The organism is Burkholderia sp. FW306-1C-G01B (assembly GCF_058781685.1).
Genome location: NZ_JBYSWZ010000003.1, coordinates 439,247 through 458,800, shown reverse-complemented (window position 1 = coordinate 458,800; position 19,554 = coordinate 439,247). Strand labels below are relative to the sequence as shown.

At 63.2% G+C, this 19,554-nt stretch carries 15 protein-coding genes; 10 read left to right on the top strand and 5 right to left on the bottom strand.

Annotation, left to right across the window (positions count from 1 at the left end; genetic code table 11):
• Positions 1-297 precede the first annotated feature (297 nt).
• From AC3WLY_RS09525 to AC3WLY_RS09500, 6 genes are all read left to right on the top strand, one after another.
• A complete protein-coding gene (locus AC3WLY_RS09525; RefSeq protein WP_310134183.1) occupies positions 298-1,368 on the top strand; it encodes a VOC family protein in 1,071 nt (356 codons plus the stop codon).
• 36 nt (positions 1,369-1,404) lie between these two features.
• A complete protein-coding gene (locus AC3WLY_RS09520; protein ID WP_492308974.1) occupies positions 1,405-2,361 on the top strand; it encodes a fumarylacetoacetate hydrolase family protein in 957 nt (318 codons plus the stop codon).
• Entirely contained in the window at positions 2,358-4,352 is a 1,995-nt protein-coding gene (locus tag AC3WLY_RS09515) for an acyl-CoA synthetase (RefSeq protein WP_492308975.1), read from the top strand. Before AC3WLY_RS09520 ends, AC3WLY_RS09515 begins: the two co-directional genes overlap by 4 nt.
• Positions 4,353-4,467: 115 nt before the next feature.
• On the top strand, positions 4,468-5,205 hold the full coding sequence (locus AC3WLY_RS09510) for an OmpW/AlkL family protein (RefSeq protein WP_492308976.1): 738 nt from the start codon (positions 4,468-4,470) through the stop codon (positions 5,203-5,205).
• Between the two features lie 55 nt (positions 5,206-5,260).
• Positions 5,261-8,239 carry a molybdopterin-dependent oxidoreductase gene (locus AC3WLY_RS09505; protein ID WP_492308977.1) on the top strand — a complete coding sequence of 993 codons (2,979 nt, stop codon included), beginning with the start codon at positions 5,261-5,263 and terminating at the stop codon, positions 8,237-8,239.
• Positions 8,240-8,249: 10 nt separating this feature from the next.
• A complete protein-coding gene (locus AC3WLY_RS09500) occupies positions 8,250-9,119 on the top strand; it encodes a 4Fe-4S dicluster domain-containing protein (protein ID WP_425131124.1) in 870 nt (289 codons plus the stop codon).
• 351 nt (positions 9,120-9,470) lie between these two features.
• On the opposite strand, the gene AC3WLY_RS09495 is transcribed toward AC3WLY_RS09500, so the two are convergent.
• Positions 9,471-9,935 (bottom strand): GNAT family N-acetyltransferase, encoded by a 465-nt coding sequence (locus AC3WLY_RS09495; protein WP_425131125.1) that lies wholly within the window; start codon positions 9,933-9,935, stop codon positions 9,471-9,473.
• A 150-nt stretch (positions 9,936-10,085) separates the two neighbouring features.
• On the opposite strand from AC3WLY_RS09495, the gene AC3WLY_RS09490 reads away from it, so the two are divergent.
• The 4 genes from AC3WLY_RS09490 to AC3WLY_RS09475 all read left to right on the top strand — a co-directional run bounded on the left by AC3WLY_RS09490 (position 10,086) and on the right by AC3WLY_RS09475 (position 14,022).
• Positions 10,086-10,748 carry a GntR family transcriptional regulator gene (locus AC3WLY_RS09490; protein ID WP_175962923.1) on the top strand — a complete coding sequence of 221 codons (663 nt, stop codon included), beginning with the start codon at positions 10,086-10,088 and terminating at the stop codon, positions 10,746-10,748.
• A complete protein-coding gene (locus AC3WLY_RS09485; protein ID WP_492308978.1) occupies positions 10,732-11,970 on the top strand; it encodes a dicarboxylate/amino acid:cation symporter in 1,239 nt (412 codons plus the stop codon). Before AC3WLY_RS09490 ends, AC3WLY_RS09485 begins: the two co-directional genes overlap by 17 nt.
• A gap of 170 nt (positions 11,971-12,140) precedes the next feature.
• Positions 12,141-12,545 carry a hypothetical protein gene (locus AC3WLY_RS09480; protein WP_492308979.1) on the top strand — a complete coding sequence of 135 codons (405 nt, stop codon included), beginning with the start codon at positions 12,141-12,143 and terminating at the stop codon, positions 12,543-12,545.
• Between the two features lie 553 nt (positions 12,546-13,098).
• Positions 13,099-14,022 (top strand): LysR family transcriptional regulator, encoded by a 924-nt coding sequence (locus AC3WLY_RS09475; protein WP_175963827.1) that lies wholly within the window; start codon positions 13,099-13,101, stop codon positions 14,020-14,022.
• Positions 14,023-14,073: 51 nt separating this feature from the next.
• On the opposite strand, the gene AC3WLY_RS09470 is transcribed toward AC3WLY_RS09475, so the two are convergent.
• The 4 genes from AC3WLY_RS09470 to AC3WLY_RS09455 all read right to left on the bottom strand — a co-directional run bounded on the left by AC3WLY_RS09470 (position 14,074) and on the right by AC3WLY_RS09455 (position 19,548).
• Positions 14,074-15,336 (bottom strand): MFS transporter, encoded by a 1,263-nt coding sequence (locus AC3WLY_RS09470; RefSeq protein ID WP_175963828.1) that lies wholly within the window; start codon positions 15,334-15,336, stop codon positions 14,074-14,076.
• 274 nt (positions 15,337-15,610) lie between these two features.
• A complete protein-coding gene (locus AC3WLY_RS09465) occupies positions 15,611-17,098 on the bottom strand; it encodes an MFS transporter (RefSeq protein WP_175963829.1) in 1,488 nt (495 codons plus the stop codon).
• Between the two features lie 83 nt (positions 17,099-17,181).
• Positions 17,182-18,201 carry a cyclase family protein gene (locus tag AC3WLY_RS09460; protein WP_175963830.1) on the bottom strand — a complete coding sequence of 340 codons (1,020 nt, stop codon included), beginning with the start codon at positions 18,199-18,201 and terminating at the stop codon, positions 17,182-17,184.
• 66 nt (positions 18,202-18,267) lie between these two features.
• Positions 18,268-19,548 carry a CaiB/BaiF CoA transferase family protein gene (locus tag AC3WLY_RS09455; protein ID WP_175963831.1) on the bottom strand — a complete coding sequence of 427 codons (1,281 nt, stop codon included), beginning with the start codon at positions 19,546-19,548 and terminating at the stop codon, positions 18,268-18,270.
• Between the last annotated feature and the right edge of the window lie 6 nt (positions 19,549-19,554).

Sequence of the window (19,554 nt, the reverse complement as noted above, 5' to 3'; positions counted from 1 at the left end):
ATTCACGACAACCCGCCCTCGTCGCCCGAGCGCGGATTGCGTTCGACGCTCGGCGTACCGATCCCGGGATCCGGGCCGGCCGGCGCCGTAGCGGACGATTTTCCGGGTAGTCGCCGCCCCCACGACGACGCGCGCCGCCTACATGCGCAATCGACGAGCGACGCCGCGACATTCATGGGCCGGCCAGTCATGTCATGCGACGGTGCGCTTGCATGCGTGCCGTCGCGCGGACAGCCCCTCGATGCGACGGCGCCTGCCTTCGCGATTGCCATTCGACCTGCCTGATCGTCATCCGCGATGAAACTGACTACTCCACAGCCGGCGCGACACCCCCACCCCACAACGAAGGCATCGGCGCTCGCGTATCTGATCTTCGATCGTCCGGACCTCGACGAGGCCGAGCACTTTCTCAACGACTTCGGTCTTCGCACCGTGCTGCGGGACGACACGCAATTGCTGCTGCGCGGAACGGGCGCCGCACACTTCTGTTATGTCGTTCGCCACGCGCCGAAGGCTCGCTTCGTCGGCTTTGGCTTGCGGGTCGACAGCCGGACCGATCTGGAGGCGCTCGCCGGCGTCCCCGGCGCGTCGAAGGTCGAGGCATCGGATTGGCCCGGCGGCGGCCACCGGGTGCGTCTCACCGATCCTTCCGGCTTTCGGGTCGACGCAATTGCGGGCCAGGCACCGGCCGACACACTGCCGCATCGCGCTCCGCTCCCGTTCAACTCGGTCGACACGCCCGTGCGAATCAACGACACGCAGCGGCCGCCGGCGAGCGCACCCGAGGTCATCCGGCTCGGGCACGTCGTGCTCGAACTCGCCGACTACCAGGAAACCTGCGCGTGGTACACGCAGCACTTCGGGTTCATCCCCAGCGATGTCCAGGTACTGCCGGACGGCTCCCCAGCGGTTGCATTCATGCGGCTCGATCTGGGCGACGAGCCGGCCGATCACCATACGCTCGCGCTCGCCCAAGGGTTCGTGCCGACTTATAGCCATAGCGCGTACGAACTGGTCGACGCCGACGCAGTCGGCATGGGCCAGCGCATGCTCCGCGACAACGGGTGGACCCATGCATGGGGCATCGGCCGACACATTCTCGGCAGCCAGATCTTCGACTACTGGCAGGACCCGTGGGGCGACAAGCACGAACACTATTGCGACGGCGACCTGTTCACGGCCGACGAACCGACGGGCGTGCACGCGGTCAGCCGCGAAGCGATGGCGCAGTGGGGCCCGACGATGCCGCGCAGCTTCACGAAGCCCCGGTTCACGCCGTCGAGCGTCGCGGCGCTGTTGCGCAACCTGCGCCGCAGCCCCGATCTGACGCTCAGCAAGTTGCTGACCCTGGCGAAGCTGTTCGCCTGACCCCGACCGCCTGTTCGACTCACGAGAGATCCATTCATGTCACTGCTCGTCCTGCACTTCCGGCACAACGGCCGCGCCCAATGGGGCGTCGTTGCCAATAGCGCCGTCACGCCGATTCCCGGCGACTTCGACACGACCGCGAGCTTTCTGGCGGCAAACCCGGTTGAACGGCTCGTCACGCTCGACGGACCGACGATTCCGGAGACGGACGTGGAATGGCTGCCCCCCGTCACGGCCAACCAGCAGTTCGTTTGCCAGGGCGCGAACTATCGCCAGCACATGATCGAATCCGGCATGGATCCGGACGCGAAGAAGTTCAACATGATCTTCACCAAGGCGACGAGTTGCATCGTCGCCGCCGACTCGCCGGTCGTGAAACCGCGGCACGTCCGGTTTCTCGACTACGAAATCGAGCTCGGCCTCGTTCTCAAACGCGACATCACGTCTCACTGCCAGATCACGGACGCGAATCTGCACGACTACGTCGCCGGCACCGTGATCGTCAACGACTATTCCGCGCGCGATGTCCAGATCCCGCAGATGCAGTTCTACAAGGGCAAGAGTTTCCGGACGTTCGGCCCGGTAGGCCCGTATCTGTGCCTGCTCGAGCGGCGTGACTTCCCGAAGCTGAAGGCGCTCGACCTGACGTTGACCGTCAACGGCGCGGTGCGCCAGCAGGACTCGACATCGAACCTCGTCTATGGTCCGGCAGAAACGTTGACCGAGTTGTCGGGCGTGCACGACCTTCGCGCCGGCGACCTGCTCGCGACCGGCACGCCGGCCGGCTGCGCACTCAGCATCCCGTCGCCGCTCAAGCAGCGGGCCGTCGCGCTGTTTCCCGAATCCGTCAAGTGGAAGATGTTCATGAAGGTGCAGGCGGGGCGCCCGCAGTACCTGAAGGCCGGAGACATCGTCGAAGCCCGGATCGCGAGCCGCGACGGAACGATCGATCTGGGCGTGCAACGTAACGAGATCGAGGACGAAGCAGCATGAACGGCATCGCGACCCAGGACGACGTGCTGGCGATCGAAGCGCAGGGCTTTCCGCCGGACCTCCCTGCCAGCACGTACGAGATGATTTGCGCCGGTGCGGCCATCGATCCGTCCGCGCCCGCGCTCTCCTTTTTTGCGACCGCCGATGCGCACCGCGACGCCGAGTGCTGGACCTATCGCGAGCTGGTGCGCGACATCACGCGTACGGCGAACATGTTCACACGCATCGGCGTGCGCTCGAGTTCGGTGATCGCCTATGTCCTGCCCAATCTTCCCGAAACGCATTTCGTGATCTGGGGCGGGCAGGCGGCCGGCATCGTCTGCGCGATCAATCCGCTGCTCGAAGGTGAAGCGATAGGCAATCTGCTCAAAGCGGCCGGTGCCTGCGTACTCGTGACGCTCGCGCCATTTCCCGGAACCGATCTCTGGCAGAAAGTCGCGGAGATCCTTCCCCAGGTCGAGCCGCTGCGGCATCTCGTGCTGGTCAATCCGGCCGATCGCGTGCGGGGCACGGCGCAATCAGCAGCCCGAACGCTCCAGCGTGACGCGTGCATGAAGCTGCACGGCGATGGTGGTTTGCGCGGCGCGGTACCCGCGCATATCCAGATTCACGACTTCGGTACGGCAATCGTGCGGGAATCGGGTGCGGCGCTCGACAACGTGCGTCGCTTTCAACCCGGCGATATGTCGTCGTTCTTCTGCACCGGCGGCACCACCGGGTTGCCGAAAATCGCGATGCGCAGCCAGGGCAACGAAGTAGCCAATGCATGGAGCGCCGGCCGGTTCTTCGGCGACAGCATCGGTCCCGGCAAGACGACTTTCTGCGGATTGCCGCTCTTTCACGTCAATGCCGCGATGGTGACCGGCCTGCTGCCTTTCTCGCGCGGCGCCCATGTCGTGCTCGGCACACCGCAGGGTTACCGGGGGGACGGCGTCGTCAAGCGTTTCTGGGAAATCGTCGAACATCATCGCATCAATTTCTTCAGTGGCGTCCCGACGCTTTATGCGTCGCTGCTCGACGTTCCCGTCAACGATCACGCCATCGATTCGCTCGAATACGGCCTGTGCGGGGCGGCACCGATGCCGGTCGGCGTGCTCAAAGCGTTCCAGGAAAAAACGGGCATCCGGATTCTCGAAGGCTACGGCCTGACCGAAGGAACGTGCGTGAGCAGCGTCAACCCGACGACCGGCGAGCGCCGGCTGGGATCGATCGGGCTGCGCATCCCCTTTCAGGCGATGAAAGCAGTCGTCGTGGACGATGCGGGACGGTATCTGCGCGATTGCGCGGCTAACGAAGAGGGGCTGCTCGTCATTTCCGGGCCGAACGTCTTCACCGGCTACACGCGTCCCGACCAGAACAACGCCCTGTGGCTCGATCTCGGCGACGGCAAGCGCTGGCTCAACACCGGCGACCTGGGCCGCTGCGACGTCGACGGTTACTTTTGGCTGACCGGCCGCAAGAAGGATTTGATCATCCGCGGCGGACACAATATCGACCCGGCGACGATCGAGGAACCGCTGCATCGACACCCGGCGGTCCAGATCGCCGCGGCAATCGGGCGTCCCGATGCATATGCCGGTGAGTTGCCGGTGGCGTATGTTCAGCTCAAGCCGGGTATGACCGCTACCGAGCACGATCTGGAAGTGTTCATGCAGCAGGAGATCGCTGAACGCGCTGCCCTGCCCAAGCACGTCCGAATCGTCGAAGCGATCCCGCTCACTGGCGTCGGCAAGATATTCAAACCGGAACTCAAGCGCCGCGAGACGAGCGACGCGCTGCGCGCGGCATTGGACCAGGGCGGAGCCCCTGGCGCATCAGTCGACGTCACGACCAACGATTCAAGCGGAATGTCGGTCCTGGTCGAGCTGAGCGATCCCGGGCTCGAGACTGCGGCGCGCTTCGTGCTGGGGCGATTTCCGTTTGCGTTTTCGATTTCGATCGCCGCGAGGCCGATACGATCGCCCGGACCGACAGCGACGGATCTGCAGTGACGGTGGAGAGCGACTAGCCGCGATAACACAAGCTCCGAAAGCGGCTCGTCATGATCAATAAGGTATCCAAATCAATTGTTATTCGTGAATCGGATCGAGACAGAGGAGACAAAAAATGAATTTCACGCGAACGATGCATTTTGCAGGCGTGGCGGTTTGTATCTGCATGGCTGCACTTGCCGGCAATGCAGACGCACAGACGGCCGGAAGCATCACCACATCGGTGGGATGGCTGCACATATCGCCACAGGGCGACGCAACACCGCTGACCGTGCAAAGTGTTGGCGGCGTGACGGTGAATCAGCAACTGGCCGGTACCGGGGCGCATGCCAGCTCGACGGATACGATGGGAATCACCACCGAGTACTACGTCACCGACAACGTTGGTGTCGCCATGCTGTTTGGACTGCCACTGAAAGTAGATCTGATCGGCGACGGGACGTTGCAGAAGTATGGCACCCTCGGCACGACAAGGCCGATGCCGCCCGCCATCGAACTTCGATATCACCTGTTTTCGGCCGCATCGAAATTCCGGCCATACGCAGGACTCGGCGTGAACTATACGTGGTTCACTCAGGTTCGGGCGACCAATCGCCAGTTTGTCTCCGATAGCTTTGGGCCGGGCGGCTCGGCGCGCGCGACACTCAGTTCATCGTGGAACCCTGTGTTCGAGCTGGGGGCGCGTTACGCGATTACAAAACACTGGTCCGTCGGCACCTCCGTCAACTACATGCCGGTGAAGACCCACCTCACGTTATACGGACAGACCGCGACCGGGACGCAGATCGTTTCCAGATCGACGCTCCGACTCAACCCCCTCAGCGTTTTCTTGAACGTCGCTTATACGTTCTAACGGATGTGCCCGGATGCCAGTGCCCCCGCATAGAAGCAACACTCTGGATCGAACGATGAAACGACAGGCTCTCAAGACCATTCTTTTTGCATTGCCCAAGGTTCTGGACCTGACGGCGCGCCGCTTCCCCGCCTATCGTGATCGCCTAAAGGAGCGCAATCTCGTCGCGTGGATCGGGCTCATGGATCAAAGCATCGGTCGCGCCATCGAGTTCAAGAATGGCCGTATTCGGTCGCGTGCCGGCAAGCATCCGCGGCCCGACGTGCGCATGGCCTTCAAGGATGTCGCCACTGCCCTGAAGTTCCTCTCTCCCAGCCCCGACCAGGGCGAAATCGTCCACGCCGCCAAGAACTTCAAGGTGGTCACCGAGGGCGAGGACGAACTGTTGGTCTGGCTCATGCAAACCCTGAGCATGATGCGCACCGTCGGCCTGCCGATGGGCACACCCATGCGCGACGGCACCCGACGCTACACCACCTGTACCAATGGCGGGCCCCTGTTCGTCTACGTCAAGGATGGCCGCATCGTCCGCGTGACCCCCATCGAGCTGGACGATACGGATGCGGCGAGTTGGGTGATCGAGGCACGGGGACGCCGCTTCAGCCCGCCACGGCGTGGATTGGTCGCGCCCCACGCGTTGACGCTCAAGTCGCTGGTCTACTCCGACAAGCGCATCCTCCACCCGATGAAACGGGTCGACTTCGACCCCGATGGCGAGCGCAATCCCCAGAACCGCGGCAAGTCCGGCTATGTGCGTATCAGCTGGGACGAGGCCCTGGACATCGTCGCCAAGGAGATCAATCGGCAGAAGCGCGTTCACGGCCCCGGTTCCATCACTTTCCCGATGTCGTCCCACCACCAGTGGGGCAACGTGGGCTACTACCTCAGCGCGCTGACGCGCTTCGCCAACCTGATCGGCTTTACCCGGGTCGCCGCGAATCCGGACAGTTGGGAAGGCTGGTACTGGGGCGCCATGCATCATTTCGGCAACTCGATGCGCGTCGGCGTGCCCTCCGGCTACGGCGGCCTCGAGGATGGTCTGAAGGAAGCCGAAATGATCGTCTTCTGGTCCTGCGACCCCGAAAGTACCAACGGGGCCTACGCAGGATTCGAGGGAACACCGCGCCGCCTGTGGGCCAAGGAACTCGGGATCGAGTTCGTTCACATCGACCCGCACTGCAATCCGACCGCACAGCTGCTGGGCGGCCGCTGGATCCCGATCCGGCCGCAAACCGATGCCGCCCTGGCGACCGCCATCATGTATGTATGGACCGTCGAGGACCTGTACGACAAGGATTACGTCGCGACGCGCACGACCGGTTTCGACGATTGGAAAGCCTACCTTCTGGGCGAAACCGACGGTACCCCCAAGACTCCCGAGTGGCAGGAGAGCGAGACCGGCGTGCCGGCCAAGGACGCCCGTGCGCTTGCGCGCCTATGGGGAAAGAAAAAAGTTCATCTCGCCGTCGGGATGACCGGCGCGGGATTCGGTGGCGCGGGCCGCGGGGCGACCGGAGCGCAATGGGCGCGCTGCATGATCATGATGATGTCCATGCAGGGCTGGGGCAAGCCGGGAGTGAATTTCGGCTGCCTCGAAATCGGCGTCCCGCACGATCTCCAGTTCTACTTCCCTGGCTACGCGGACGGCGGCATCTCGGGCGATCTGGCGTGGACCGCCAATGCGGTGGACAACTACCAGCGCATGCCGCACATCCTGACCATGAATCCCGTCAAGCAGATGGTGCCGCGACAGCAGATGCCCGATGCGATCCTCAACGGTCAAGCCACCGGTTATCTCTGGGACGGCATGTCCCAGGAAGCCCAGTTTGCGCCGTTCACCTACCCGATGCCCGGCTATTCGCCGATCCACATGATCTATCGCTACGGCGGATCCGCGTTCAGTACCGTGACGAATTCCGGACGGTGGACGCAGGCCTACCGGCACTCGAGCATCGAGTTCGTCGTCAATCAGTCGATCTGGATGGAAGGCGAAGCCCAGTTCGCCGACATCATCCTGCCCGCGTGCACTTCGCTGGAGCGTTGGGACATCGGAGAATGGGCGAATTCGGGCGGCTACGCCCACCATGGGTATGGCACGGTCAACCATCGCATGCTGACGCTGCAGCACAAGTGCATCGAGCCTTTGGGCGAGTCCCGCTCCGACTACGACATTTTCACCGCCATCCTGACCCGGTTGGGCCTGGGTGGCGTTTTCACCGAAGGCTGCGGCGATCTTGACTGGGTCAAGCGCGTCTTCGACTCGTCGGATCTGCCCGATCACATTTCGTGGCGCGAATTCTGCCGCAAGGGCTACTTCGTCGTGCCGCCCGAAAAGCCCGAGCTTCGCCATCCCGTGGACATGCGCTGGTATGCGGAAGACAGGAGGAAGGACCTGCCGGAACCTCATCCGCTGCCGTCGCAGTTCCCGGAAAAGTTCGGCAGGGGCCTGCAGACGCCGAGCGGCAAGCTGGAGTTCGTGCCCGAGTTGCTGAAGCGGCACACTGCGGACAATCCCGAGCGGCCACCGCTCAACCGATATATCCCCTCCTGGGAGGGCCTGCGCTCGGACCTGTCTCGGCGCTACCCGCTGCAATTGATCGCCACCCACAGCCGCTACAGCTTTCATACCCATTGCGACGGCAAGAATTCTGCGGTGAACAGCGTCGACGATCATCGTGCCCTGATCGCGGGGCACCGGTTCTGGCTGCTGAGGCTCAATCCGGCTGACGCCGCCATTCGACGCATTGCCCATCGCGATCTTGTCAAAGTTCACAACGACCGAGGCGCAGTGATCTGTGCGGCCGATGTCTCACCCCTGGTAAACGCTGGAGTGGTGAAATCCTACGAGGCGAGCGCCGAATTTCAGCTGATCGAAATCGACGGCGAGCAAGTCGAGATCGGCGGGTGCATGAACATGCTTACCCCTGACCGGCCGCAGACCGCCGGCACCAGCAGCATGAGCCCGAATTCCTGCCTGGTGCAGGTCGAGAAATGGCGCGGTGCCGAGGCGTTCATGCTCGGCCGCGCAGCGTGAGGAATTTCAAATGAGCAAGTGGAACCTGATTATCAAAGTCGGGCATTGCGAGAACTGCCAGAACTGCGTGATCGCCGCGCGGGACGAGCACGTCGGCAACGACTTCCCCGGTTACGCTGCGCCCGCCGCGGCCAACGCCGAGAGCCCCATTCGCATCCTGCGTCGCGTCCAGGGCGCCTCGCATATGGTCGAGACTACTTATCTGCCGGTCATGTGCAACCACTGCGACGACGCGCCCTGCATGCGTGTGGGCGGCAGCGCCATTCGCAAGCGTGCCGACGGCATCGTCATCATCGATCCGGACAAGGCGCGCGGCCGAAAGGACATCGTCAAGGCCTGCCCTTATAAGGCGATCGTCTGGAACGAGGAGTTGCAACTGCCCCAGATCTGGATCTTCGATGCTCATTTGCTTGACCAGGGTTGGTCCCGCCCGCGTTGTCAGCAGTCGTGCCCCACCGATGTCTTCGAGACGGTCAAGCTCGATGACACGGCGATGGCCGAGAAGGCCCGGCGCGAGGGACTCCAGGTATTGCGACCCAACCTGGGCACGAAGCCCCGCGTGTGGTACAGGGGCCTTGAGCGTTGGGAAACGTGCTTCGTCGGCGGAAGTGTCAGTGTCCAGGCGGGAGACGTGGTCGAGTGTGTTACGGATGCGGCCGTCGCCTTGTACGTCGGTAATCGGCAGGTAGCCGAAACCGTCTCGGACGGCTTCGGCGATTTCCGGTTCGACGGCCTGGCCAAGGGCAGCGGTTCCTACAGAGTCAAAATCCGACATGCCCTCGGCAACGCTTGGCGCGAGTGCGAATTGGGCGACAGCGCCTACCTGGGCGAGATCAGGCTCAGTCGGTCGACAGACGCCGTGGCGATCGAGTGCTCATGATCCGGGCAAGGCTGGACGCTGCGGTACTCGCACCCATCTCCGTGGCACAGCCTTCTCGCTTCATCAGACCTTCGCCGACCACAACCAGACGGCCCACATCATCATGGGCTCCGCAATCTCGGGAGCCTGCCTCCATCTGGTCACCACGAGGTATGGCGCCTCAACTTCGATGCACGCCGTCTCCTGTGGCCGCGACCGAACTTCATTGACCCGGGAGTATCAGGATCACACTACTGCATGTCGATTCCAGCATCCTTGGCGATCAATCAGTGCCGACTGCTCACGGCTTCGATCGTCGCATCGCCTGATATCGGCCCCCGATTGCGACCGAACGTCGGTAGCAGACGAAGATCAGCACTCGATCTGGCGCTGCATTAGATAGAACCTCATGTCGTCGCGATCGTGCATTGAAATCGGTATCGGATTGCGATTAAAGCCGAGCATTTCATAGAATTGATATGCTGATTCACGCGCCGTGCACCAGAGCAGAATTCCGCGCTGTTCGCGGACATAGCGAATGGATAGATTGACCAGCAGGCGTCCGAATCCCAGACCACGTACCGATGGATGGACGGCCATGCCGCGAAGGCGCCAGGCTTCAGAGTTCGAAACGCCGGATTGTCCTTCTTTACACACTGTCGCCACAGCAACAATATTGTCGTTGTCACGAACGGCAAAGTGCATTGTCGTCGGGGCAAGGTCTCCGTGTAGAGCGCTCCGCTCCTCGTCTCCTGCCATCAAGATGGCGGCCCTGAGGGGATAGGTTTCTTCCGCACGGACGCCGCAGATGGTAAAGCGCACATCTTGTGAAGTCATTTAATGATCAGCTCTCGTCGTGACGCAGATTTTCTTCCGGTTCTCTTTCTGCATACCCACTAGCAAAATTAGCAGTTGCGGGGCGTTACCGGTAAGGATAATTTCCTGGCAGCCATCTCTTTTCCAATCATACGCTAACTGCGATCACAGATGACGTCGAAAGTCTCGACAGATGCAGAGCTTGCCTACGACGAGATCCGATCGAGGATCTTTGACGGCCGCCTTGCGCCTGGGCAGAAAGTATCCCACCGAGGCCTCTCGGACGAACTTGGCTTCGGCCAAATGCCCGTGCGCAGCGCATTGCATTTGCTTGAGTCAGAAGGGTTGGTCGTCGTGATCGAAAAGAGTGGGACCTATGTCGCATCGCCGACTACGAGCGATCTCCGCGAAATTTTTGAAATGCGGCTGGCCCTAGAGAGTACAGCAGCGTTTCTTGCAGCTAGGTCGGGAGTAACGGTAGGCCTTCGCGAGGCGGCAGAGAAAATGCAGGAGTTGGTTGACCGAGACGTCGCGGACATCATGCTCGAGCAACGTGTCGGTTGGGTGTTTCATCAAGAGTTGTTTGCCGCCGCAAGGAACGCGCGAATCTCATCGGCGTATGGTCTATTGCGGGCCCAAACCTTAGCCCTAAACGAACTCCCGCGTGGCGACGCTGAAACCGTTCGGCGCGGCACGATCGAGCACCTGCATATCTTTCACGCAATCGAAGCGAACAACGGCGAGCTTGCGCGTCAGCATATGTGGAATCACATCATTGACGGTACTCCGGCACGGATAAAACTGCTAAAGGCGCAGCATGAACACGAAAAATAAGGGGTCTTTCCTCCCGATGCAAATGCTTGGCGGACTTGTCCTAGGCGCCGCTTGCGGCGTGTTTGCTCCCGGCTTTGCCGCGAAGCTAGGCTTTTTAAGCACGATGTTTGGCCACGCGATCAAGATGGTCGTCATGCCGTTGATCTTCCTGTCGGTCACGGTCGGTGTCTTTCGTGCGGGCAGACTTCGCGAGCGGCTTGGAAAGGTCGCACTGTCCAGTATCGGCTTCTTCGTTTCCATGACTGGCTTGGCTGCATCGCTCGGCCTGCTGCTCAACTTTGTATTTCGACCGGGTCTCGGTGCGAGCGTGATTCACTCTGGATCGATGCCCACGGCTCTCGTGTCCAGCATCGACTGGACGAAATTTCTCGTTGATTTGATCCCCGCAAACATCGTCGCTGCGCTCTCTGCAGGGAATTCTCTCCCAGTGCTCGTTTTCGGAGTAATTTTCGGCGCTGCATTGGCGGCTGCCCCGGAGCGTGCTGAGCCTGCGATTGCCGTTTTCGAGGCGCTGCTGTCGGGACTATTCAAGATGACCCAGTGGGTGATCGCATGGTCGCCGCTCGCGATCTTCGCCGCGATCGCGCAGCTGTTGTCAGCTAAGGGCTTTACCGGTGCGCACTCGCTTATCGAGCTTCTGGGCGTGGCATATCTCGGCATGGCGGTTCTGGCGGTTGTACTCACCACCGTCATTCGCCTCGCCGGCCAGTCGCCTCTCGCAGTTCTCAGGAAGGTGAAGGAACCACTGATCCTTGGTTTCACGACGCGTTCGTCTGAAATTACATACCCGTTGCACCTGAAGAAGTTGGTTGAATTGGGCGTTCCCTACGGCGTGGCGTCCACGATTTTGCCTCTGGCATATATTTTCAATCGCGACGGCGCGGTCCTCTACACGGCCCTTGCGGTCGGCTATCTGGCCGACGCATATCACCTTGTCTGGTCTTGGCCGCTGGCGATTTCGATTTTGATTTTGACGATCGTCACCATCGACGGAGCAGCCAATGTGCCCTCCGGGGCGATCGTAGCCATCACCATCGTTCTAACGTCGATAGGGTTACCGGCCGATGCGGTGCTGCTGCTTTTGGGCGTTGATGCCTTTTTCGACATGGGGAGAACCGCCCTCAACGTCTACGGGAGCACGGCGGCAACTGCTGTTGCGATGAGACTTTCCGGTTCGGACAGCATCTCCGCAGAAACCGTGACTCGTCAGGCAAGCGTGTAGGTGCTTCGGAAGCTACGGGTGCTGGGCGTTTCAATGTTGCGCCCGCCCGTTGCAAGGCGCTGGGGTACGTCCACTCAAGCATCCAGGCACGGCGAGGAGAACAGGATTGAATGAGCATGCGTATTTATTAAATTTCAGTTAGTAGAGCGACGTATTGTTGCAGGAGAAACATGATGGTTGGTTCAGAATCCGCAGATTTTTTTATGCTGCGCTTAGGCACGCCGCATCCGCCGTGGACATTAACTGATGACAGCAACATGATTGGCATTGGCGATTGCGATGGGGTGGTGAGTGCCATGTTCGAGTTGGATCGCAATCAGGTCGCACAGATTAGAGGATTGGGTCAATCGGTGGAGAAAATCAGGTGTACTTACGACCGCGCGGGCCGGGAGCTGCACTTTTATCTCCATGGCAGGCAGGTATCTCGAGGAGTGTGGGCCGGGGTCGCGTCGGCCGATCCTGACTATCTTCCGAATGACGCGATGATCGCAAAATGGGACGTACCGAAGCCCGACGATGCCTTCACGTTTCCGGGCGTAAGTGCACACCTCGCCGCATCCGCTAGCCTGGCCTAAACTGCGATCACAGATTGTTGCGGGGGCTCGAGCCGGAAAGGCCCCGATTTTCGGGATAGATCGTTTGAGATGCCCGTCTGTCTGCAGGCATACGCCGTTCAAGGCCTGTGGTTCTGGCACACTTCAACCTCGGATCGCCAGGACTATTTTGCTGGCCAGTTCACCGGCCAGCACTTTTTATTCATTGAGCCGATCGCATCGGTTCCCTTCCTGTTGCCGATGTCCGGTGCCGAATTGACATCGTTGCTTTGCAAACAGAAATGCTGCCGATTTGCGAAAGTCGTTAGGTAGTGACGTGGCGCCCCAGCTGTTCAGCGTCTCAATTGCCGCACACGACGCGCCAGATCGACCGCCTCCGGCATTTATGAATTTCCTATGCATCAAAAGTCCCAGCTTAAGTTGACAGGATTGGGTATAGTTTCGCATCCGCCCCACGTAACGAGATCGCAACATTCAAAATGAGCTCTATCGCTCGCCGCCGGTCGGAAAACAACGGACGAACCTGTTTTTTCGTCTTCCGGAATAACTAAATTCTTCCGATTATCGAGGGACTATGGATTTGCTGGCGGCCATGCGAATATTCGTGCGGGTTGTCGAGCGCGGCAATTTATCGAGGGCCGCGAAAGATCTCGGCCTGGGCCAACCTACCGTTAGCGACCGCGTCGATCGGCTCGAACGGTTTCTCGGCGTCAAATTGCTGCTCCGGAACACGCGTGCGGTGTCGTGCACCGATGAAGGCATTCTGTTCTATCAGCGAAGCAAGATCGTGCTCGACGCGGCCGACGAGGCGCGGGCCGTCGTCACGCTCGGCAACAAGATCGTGCGTGGGCGCATTCGCATTGCCGCGCCGCATGGGTTTGGCGAAGTCGTGCTGCCGGAAATCCTCGCGGTAATCCGCGAACATAATCCGCAGCTCTATATCGATCTCGTCCTGAATGACGAAATCACCGACCCCGTCACCGAGGGCGTCGATATTTCATTGCGGCTCGGCCAGATCGGCGATGGCAATTTCGTCGCGCGTCGGTTGGGTTACGTACGACGCGTACTGGTCGCGTCGCCGCTTTATATCGAAAAGCACGGGCTGCCAGAGGAACCGACCGACATCGTCGGGCACCCATTCATTCGCGTCACGGGGCTCTTCAACGACGGCCAGCTTCGCCTGATGAGCCCGTCGAAATCGGTGCGGCCGACGCCGATCAACGTCGTCATCAGCACCAGCCACTGGCGGCCGGTCTACGAGCTGCTGCTGAACGGCGCGGGTATCGGCGTGCTTCAGGAACACGTCTGCATCGACGCCCTGGAATCCGGCCGGCTCGTCAGGCTGCTGCCGGATTACACGGTACCGGGATTCGACCTGCATGCGCTGCTGCCGGTCACGCGGCCCGTCCCTTCGAAGACACAGGTCGTCGTGAAGATCATCGAGGAGTATCTGCCAAAGGCGATGGCGCGGGCTGCGAACGGCGCGCTCGACATGTAGCGCGCCGCGCCGGAACGATCGGCAGCGATGCGCGCGCCGGGAGAAGACACATCAGTCGTAGGCGCGCGAGCCGACGGACACGGTCGGCACGGACCACTTTCGGCCATACGCCAGCATCATCACGAAGCTGAGGACGAAACTCAGGCCGCCGACCATCAGCAGGCCGAGCTCGCCGAGCACGGGCAACAGGTTGGTGAGGAAGCCCGTCACGACCCAGGCGATCGCCATCACGGAGCCGGCGACGCCGAGCGCCCAGCCCTGGCGGTCCTCGGTCACCGCGTCCGAATACGCGGTGTACATGGTGGTGTATGCAACCATGTCGAAGCAGCCGACCACCATGCCGAGCACCCAGAGCGTGTTTTCGTGCGGAAACAGCGCCGACAGCACTTGCCCGACGCCCGCGATCAGCAGGCCCGTCTTCGCGATGTCGACCACGTTCCAGATTTTCAGCATCAGCCGCACGATCACCATCAGCCCGAACACGAAGGACATGCCGATCAGGCCGCTGAACAGGCCGAGCTGCGAGCTCGTGTACTGGAATTTCGTCTGCAGCACCAGCATGATCGTCTGCAGATACAGCCCGTAGCCGACCTGCATCAGGAAGAACACGATCGACAGGAACGCGATGCGGCGGTGCGTGCCGGCCTGGTAGATGATCCGCAGCGGCATCAGCAGGTCCACACGCGTGTTGCCGGTCGGCGCGACCGCGTTGCGATATGACCAGAACGTCCAGAGCCCGCAGACGACCGACAGCGCGGCGACCAGCAGGAACGGCGTGCCGTAGTTGAAGAACGGTGCGATCGTGCGGTCCGACGTGACGCCGCCGAGCACGGGGCCGACGATGACGCCCGCGCTGAACGCGATCGACATGATGCTCATGTTGTACGCCTTGGTTTCCGGCGTGCTCATGTCCGTGATCGCGGCCTGCGCGATCCCTTGGCAACCGGCCATCAGGCCGCTCAGGCCGCGTCCGATCAGCAACAGCGCGATACTCGGCAGCAGCGCGCCGAGCGCCATCAGCAAGTAGCTGAGAGCCAGCCCGAACACGCACAGCAGCATGATCTTCCGCCGGCCGTAGCCGTCGGACAGCTCACCCATCAGCGAGGAGCCGAAGAACATGCAGAACGGATAGACGCCGTACCCGAGCCCCAGGTAGAAATTGCGGAGTTGCGGACTCGTATCGGCGCCGATGATGCCGGATTGGGGATCGGAGAAGATCGCCGCCATGATCGGGTACACGAGCCCGAACCCCATCGCGTCGATCGCAATGGCGAGCAGGCATGGACCCAGTAGTTTGAGATTGAGTTTGGACATGTATGGCCTCGGTAGTAACGTGACGGCTACAGTAGTCGAAGGCCGGTTTTGCGAGTAGAGACGTATCTGCAATAGAAATTATCGTAGTTACCGATAACCAATGACTTCCTTTCGGAAATGCGGGGAAAGGCTGATGGTCGCGGGTTTGCGGCCCGATGAGTTTTTAAACCGGACAATCTTGTCGCGACGCGACGACGCTCGATCGACTGCGCGACGGCGCCTGCCGTCTTGAAGCCGTTCGAATCCGCGTCCTACCCCGTTGCTGCCGGCGCCATTACACCGCCCCATCCCCGGCTCCTTTATGCCGCCCATCGACACGCCGAGTCGGCAATGCGGCGAGCCCGCGCACCGCCGCCGCGTTCTCGGCGCCATCCTCGCTGCTGTCCGTGATCTCGTCCAGCGCCCGGTTGTTGGTGTACGGCCCGAACACTCCTATCGACACCATCACGATCAGCATGCTGCCGCCGATCAGCACGAACACCGCGGACACCCCGGCGCGTTCGAGCAGCAGCGCGACGATGAAGCTGCTCGCGATTCCCGTCAGGCGGCCGATCGAATGCACGAAACCGAGCGCGCGCCCGCGGATCTCGGTCGGAAACACTTCCGACTGATACGCGGTGCCGTTGCTCGCGAGCACCGTGTTGGAGAGCGTGACGAGCAGGCCGAACGCGATCACGAACGGCGCCTGCGCCGACATCGCGAACGCGGTGCCGAACAGCGCGACGCCAAACGCCGACGCGACGATCAGCCACTTGCGCTCGATCCGGTCGGCGAGCAGGCCGGCGACGAACGGCGACACCGGATACGCGAACGCGATCACGAACGCATACCAGAGGCTCTTCGTGACGGTCGCGCCCTGCGCGGCGAGCAGCGTCGGCAGCCACTGGCTGAAGCCGAAGAAGCCGATGCTCAGGAATGCGTTGAACACGATCAGCATCGTCGTGCGGCCGCGATGCCGCGCATCCCACATCGACGGCGCGCGCCGCGCGGCCGGTGTTGCGACGGCCGGCATCCGGACCGCGGGCAGCGGCCGGCCGGATTCCCGCTCGACCGCCTGCTCGAGCCGCTGCAGCACGGCTTCGGCCTCGGCCTCGCGGCCGGTGCGGGCGAGCCAGCGCGGCGACTCCGGCAGCCGCGACTGCAGCCACCAGACGACGGCCGCGCCGCTGCCGCCGAGCAGCACGACCCAGCGCCATCCGGACATGCCCAGCGGATCGTGCGGCACCCACAACCACGACACCAGCGCGAGCACGGGCATCGCGAGATAGCCGACCGCGAAGCACAGCGCGAACGCACGGCCGCGCACGGCCTTCGGCACCAGCTCGGTCAGGAACGCGCCGATCGTGATCAGCTCCGCGCCGATGCCGCAGCCCGCGATGAAGCGGCACACGAGAATGCCGAGCGCATGGGTCTGCACGCACATCGCAAGGCTCGCCGCCGTATAGAGCAGCAGCGCGCCGGTGAACAGCGCGCGCCGCCCGAAGCGGTCCGCGAGGCGCGACACGAACATCTCGCCGACGAACAGCCCGGCGAACGTCGCCGCGCCGAGCGCGCCCTGGTCCGACATGCCGAGCACGCCGTGCGAGCCCGCGTGAAAGATGCCGTCGCGGATCAGCCCCGGCGGCAGGTAGGTCATCTGGAACAGGTCGTAGACCTCGAAAAAACCGCCGACGCTCAGGAACAGCACGAGCATCCAGATGCTGGCCGTCGCGGGCAGGCGGTCGATGCGCGCGGCAATCGACGCCGCATGGGAATGGGACATGGCGACTCCTCGATGATTCGCCCGCGCGGCCTGCGCGAAGCGGCGGACAAGGCACCGGCGCGGCGTGCGCGCGGCGCCGGCGTTCATACGGTGGCGACCGGATTGACCGGCGACCCGACGAGCCCGCGCAGGTGCAGCGGCGGCGCGGTCAGCAGGAAGCGGCTGCGCCGGTGCGCGCGCAACCAGTCGGCGAGCGGCGTCAGGTGCCACAGCTCGCCGAGATGAATGCCGAGCTTGAACAGGCATAGCTCGTGCAGCGGCATCAGCGCGCCGGGCCGCTCGCGCGCCGACGCATGGCGCGGGCGCTCCTCGACCGCGTGGTTGTCCGCTGCGAGCGCGGCGAGCCCCGATGCGTCGATCCATTCGAGCAGGCGCGGATCGTTGCCGTCGAGCACGCAGCACACGTCCGGCGCGCCGGGCTCGCCGCGCGCGTCGGCGTCGAGCAGGCGATCGGCGAAGCCCGTATGCACGCACACGATGTCGCCGCGCTCGACGATCACGTCGTCCTCGCGCAGCACCGCCATCCATTCCGCGTAGCCGATCTTGCGCCGCTCGTCGCCGAAGTGGCGGCGCAGGTCGACCAGCACGCCGCGCCCCTGCACGCCGGTTTGCGCCATCACCTCGATGCCGAGCGCACGCGCGCCGCCGCGCGGCGCGCCCGCTTCGGGCACCTGGATGTGCTCGTCCATCCGGTAGCCGTTGTAGAACACGCGGGCTCGCTCGCCGTCGCCCGCCGGATCGAACAGCGAGCCGACGTGCGACAGCGCATCCCATTGCGTCGAGAACTGCGAGTGCATGCAGAACGAATCGTCGCAGACCACGTCGGTTGCGTTGGCAACCTGTTCGTCCGCCCGATAGCCGAAGTACGGCTGGTCGCCGAGCAGCGCCGGCATGATCGCCGGCGGCCGGCGCCGCGCGTTCAGCCCGCCGCCGCGCGGCACGTCGAGCGGCAGGCTCAGCGAAAACACGCGGCCTTCGCGCACCTCCGCGACGCCGCGCAGCACCGCGTCGGCCGTCAGCCAGTTCAAGCGCCCTTTCTGATCGTCCGGGCCGAAATCCCCCCAGTTCGAGCCGGGCGGCCGATGGGTCCAGCGTGGCTTCATGGTGTCTCCTCCATGCAATGTCCAGGGTGCGGCGGCCGTCCTTCGCGGTCGCGTCGCACGTCGCGCCTAGCGCGCGCGGATCACGCCCAGCCCGGCGAGCCGCTCGTATTCGCGTTCGCCGAGCAGCGGCAGCAGAATCTCGCGATTGTTCTCGCCGAGCGCGGGCGCCGGCCGGCGGAACGTGCCGGGCGTGGCCGACAGGCGCGGCGTGATGTTGTGCATCGGCAGGCTGCCGACGTCGTCGTCCGGCAGCTCGACGAGCGCCTCGCGCTCGATCACGTAGTGATCCTCAACGATCTGCGCGATGTCCTGGATCGGCCCGACCGTCACGCCGGCATCCTCGAAGAACGCGAGATTGGCGTCGAGATCGCGCGCGGCGATGAATTCGCCGACGATCGTATCGAGCGCCTCCGCGTGCTGCACGCGCTGCACGTTGGTCGCATAGCGCGGATCGTCGATCAGGTCCGCGCGGCCGATCGCGCGGAACAGCCGCTCGGCCATCGCCTGCGTCGAGCTCGACAGGCACAGCCACTTGCCGTCGCGGGTGCGATATGCGTTGCGCGGCGCGGTGTTCGACGAGCGGCTGCCGGTGCGCGCCTTGATCTCGCCGGTCATCACGTAGTTCGCGGCGGCCGGCCCGAGGATCGACAGCAGCGGCTCGAACAGCGACACGTCGATCACCTGCCCCGCCGCGCCGTGCGCGTCGCGCGCATGCAGCGCGACCAGCACGGCGATCGCGCCGGACAGCCCGGCCGTCATGTCGCCGAGGAACATCGGCGGCAGCACCGGCTCGCGATCGGCGAAGCCGTTGATCGCCGCGAACCCCGCATACCCTTCCGCGAGCGTGCCGAAGCCCGGCTTGTGGCGGTACGGCCCTGTCTGCCCCCAGCCGGAGATCCGCGCGATCACCAGCTCGGGACGGATCGCGAGCAGGTCGTCCGGGCCGAGCCCCATCTTCTCGGCAACGCCGGGCTTGAAGCTCTCGACGAACACGTCCGCGTCGCGCACCAGCCGGCGGACGATGTCGATCCCCTCGGGCGCGCGCAGGTCGACGCATACGCTGCGCTTGTTGCGCCCGTACACCTTCCAGTTCGTGCTGATCCCGCCCGCGCCGACCGCGCGCAGCGTATCGCCGCGCTCGCTCTCGACCTTCACGACGTCCGCGCCGAAATCGGCGAGCTGCACGCTCAGCATGTTGCCTGCCATCAGGCGCGACAGGTCGACGACGCGCACGCCCGCGAGCGGCCCCTGCGCGCCGGCGTCGAACGGTTTCGGATGGATCGGGCCGGTGGACGCGCGACGGCGCGCGCCGGCCGCGTGAGCGGCCTGCGGGTCGGGAACGAACATGCTTGT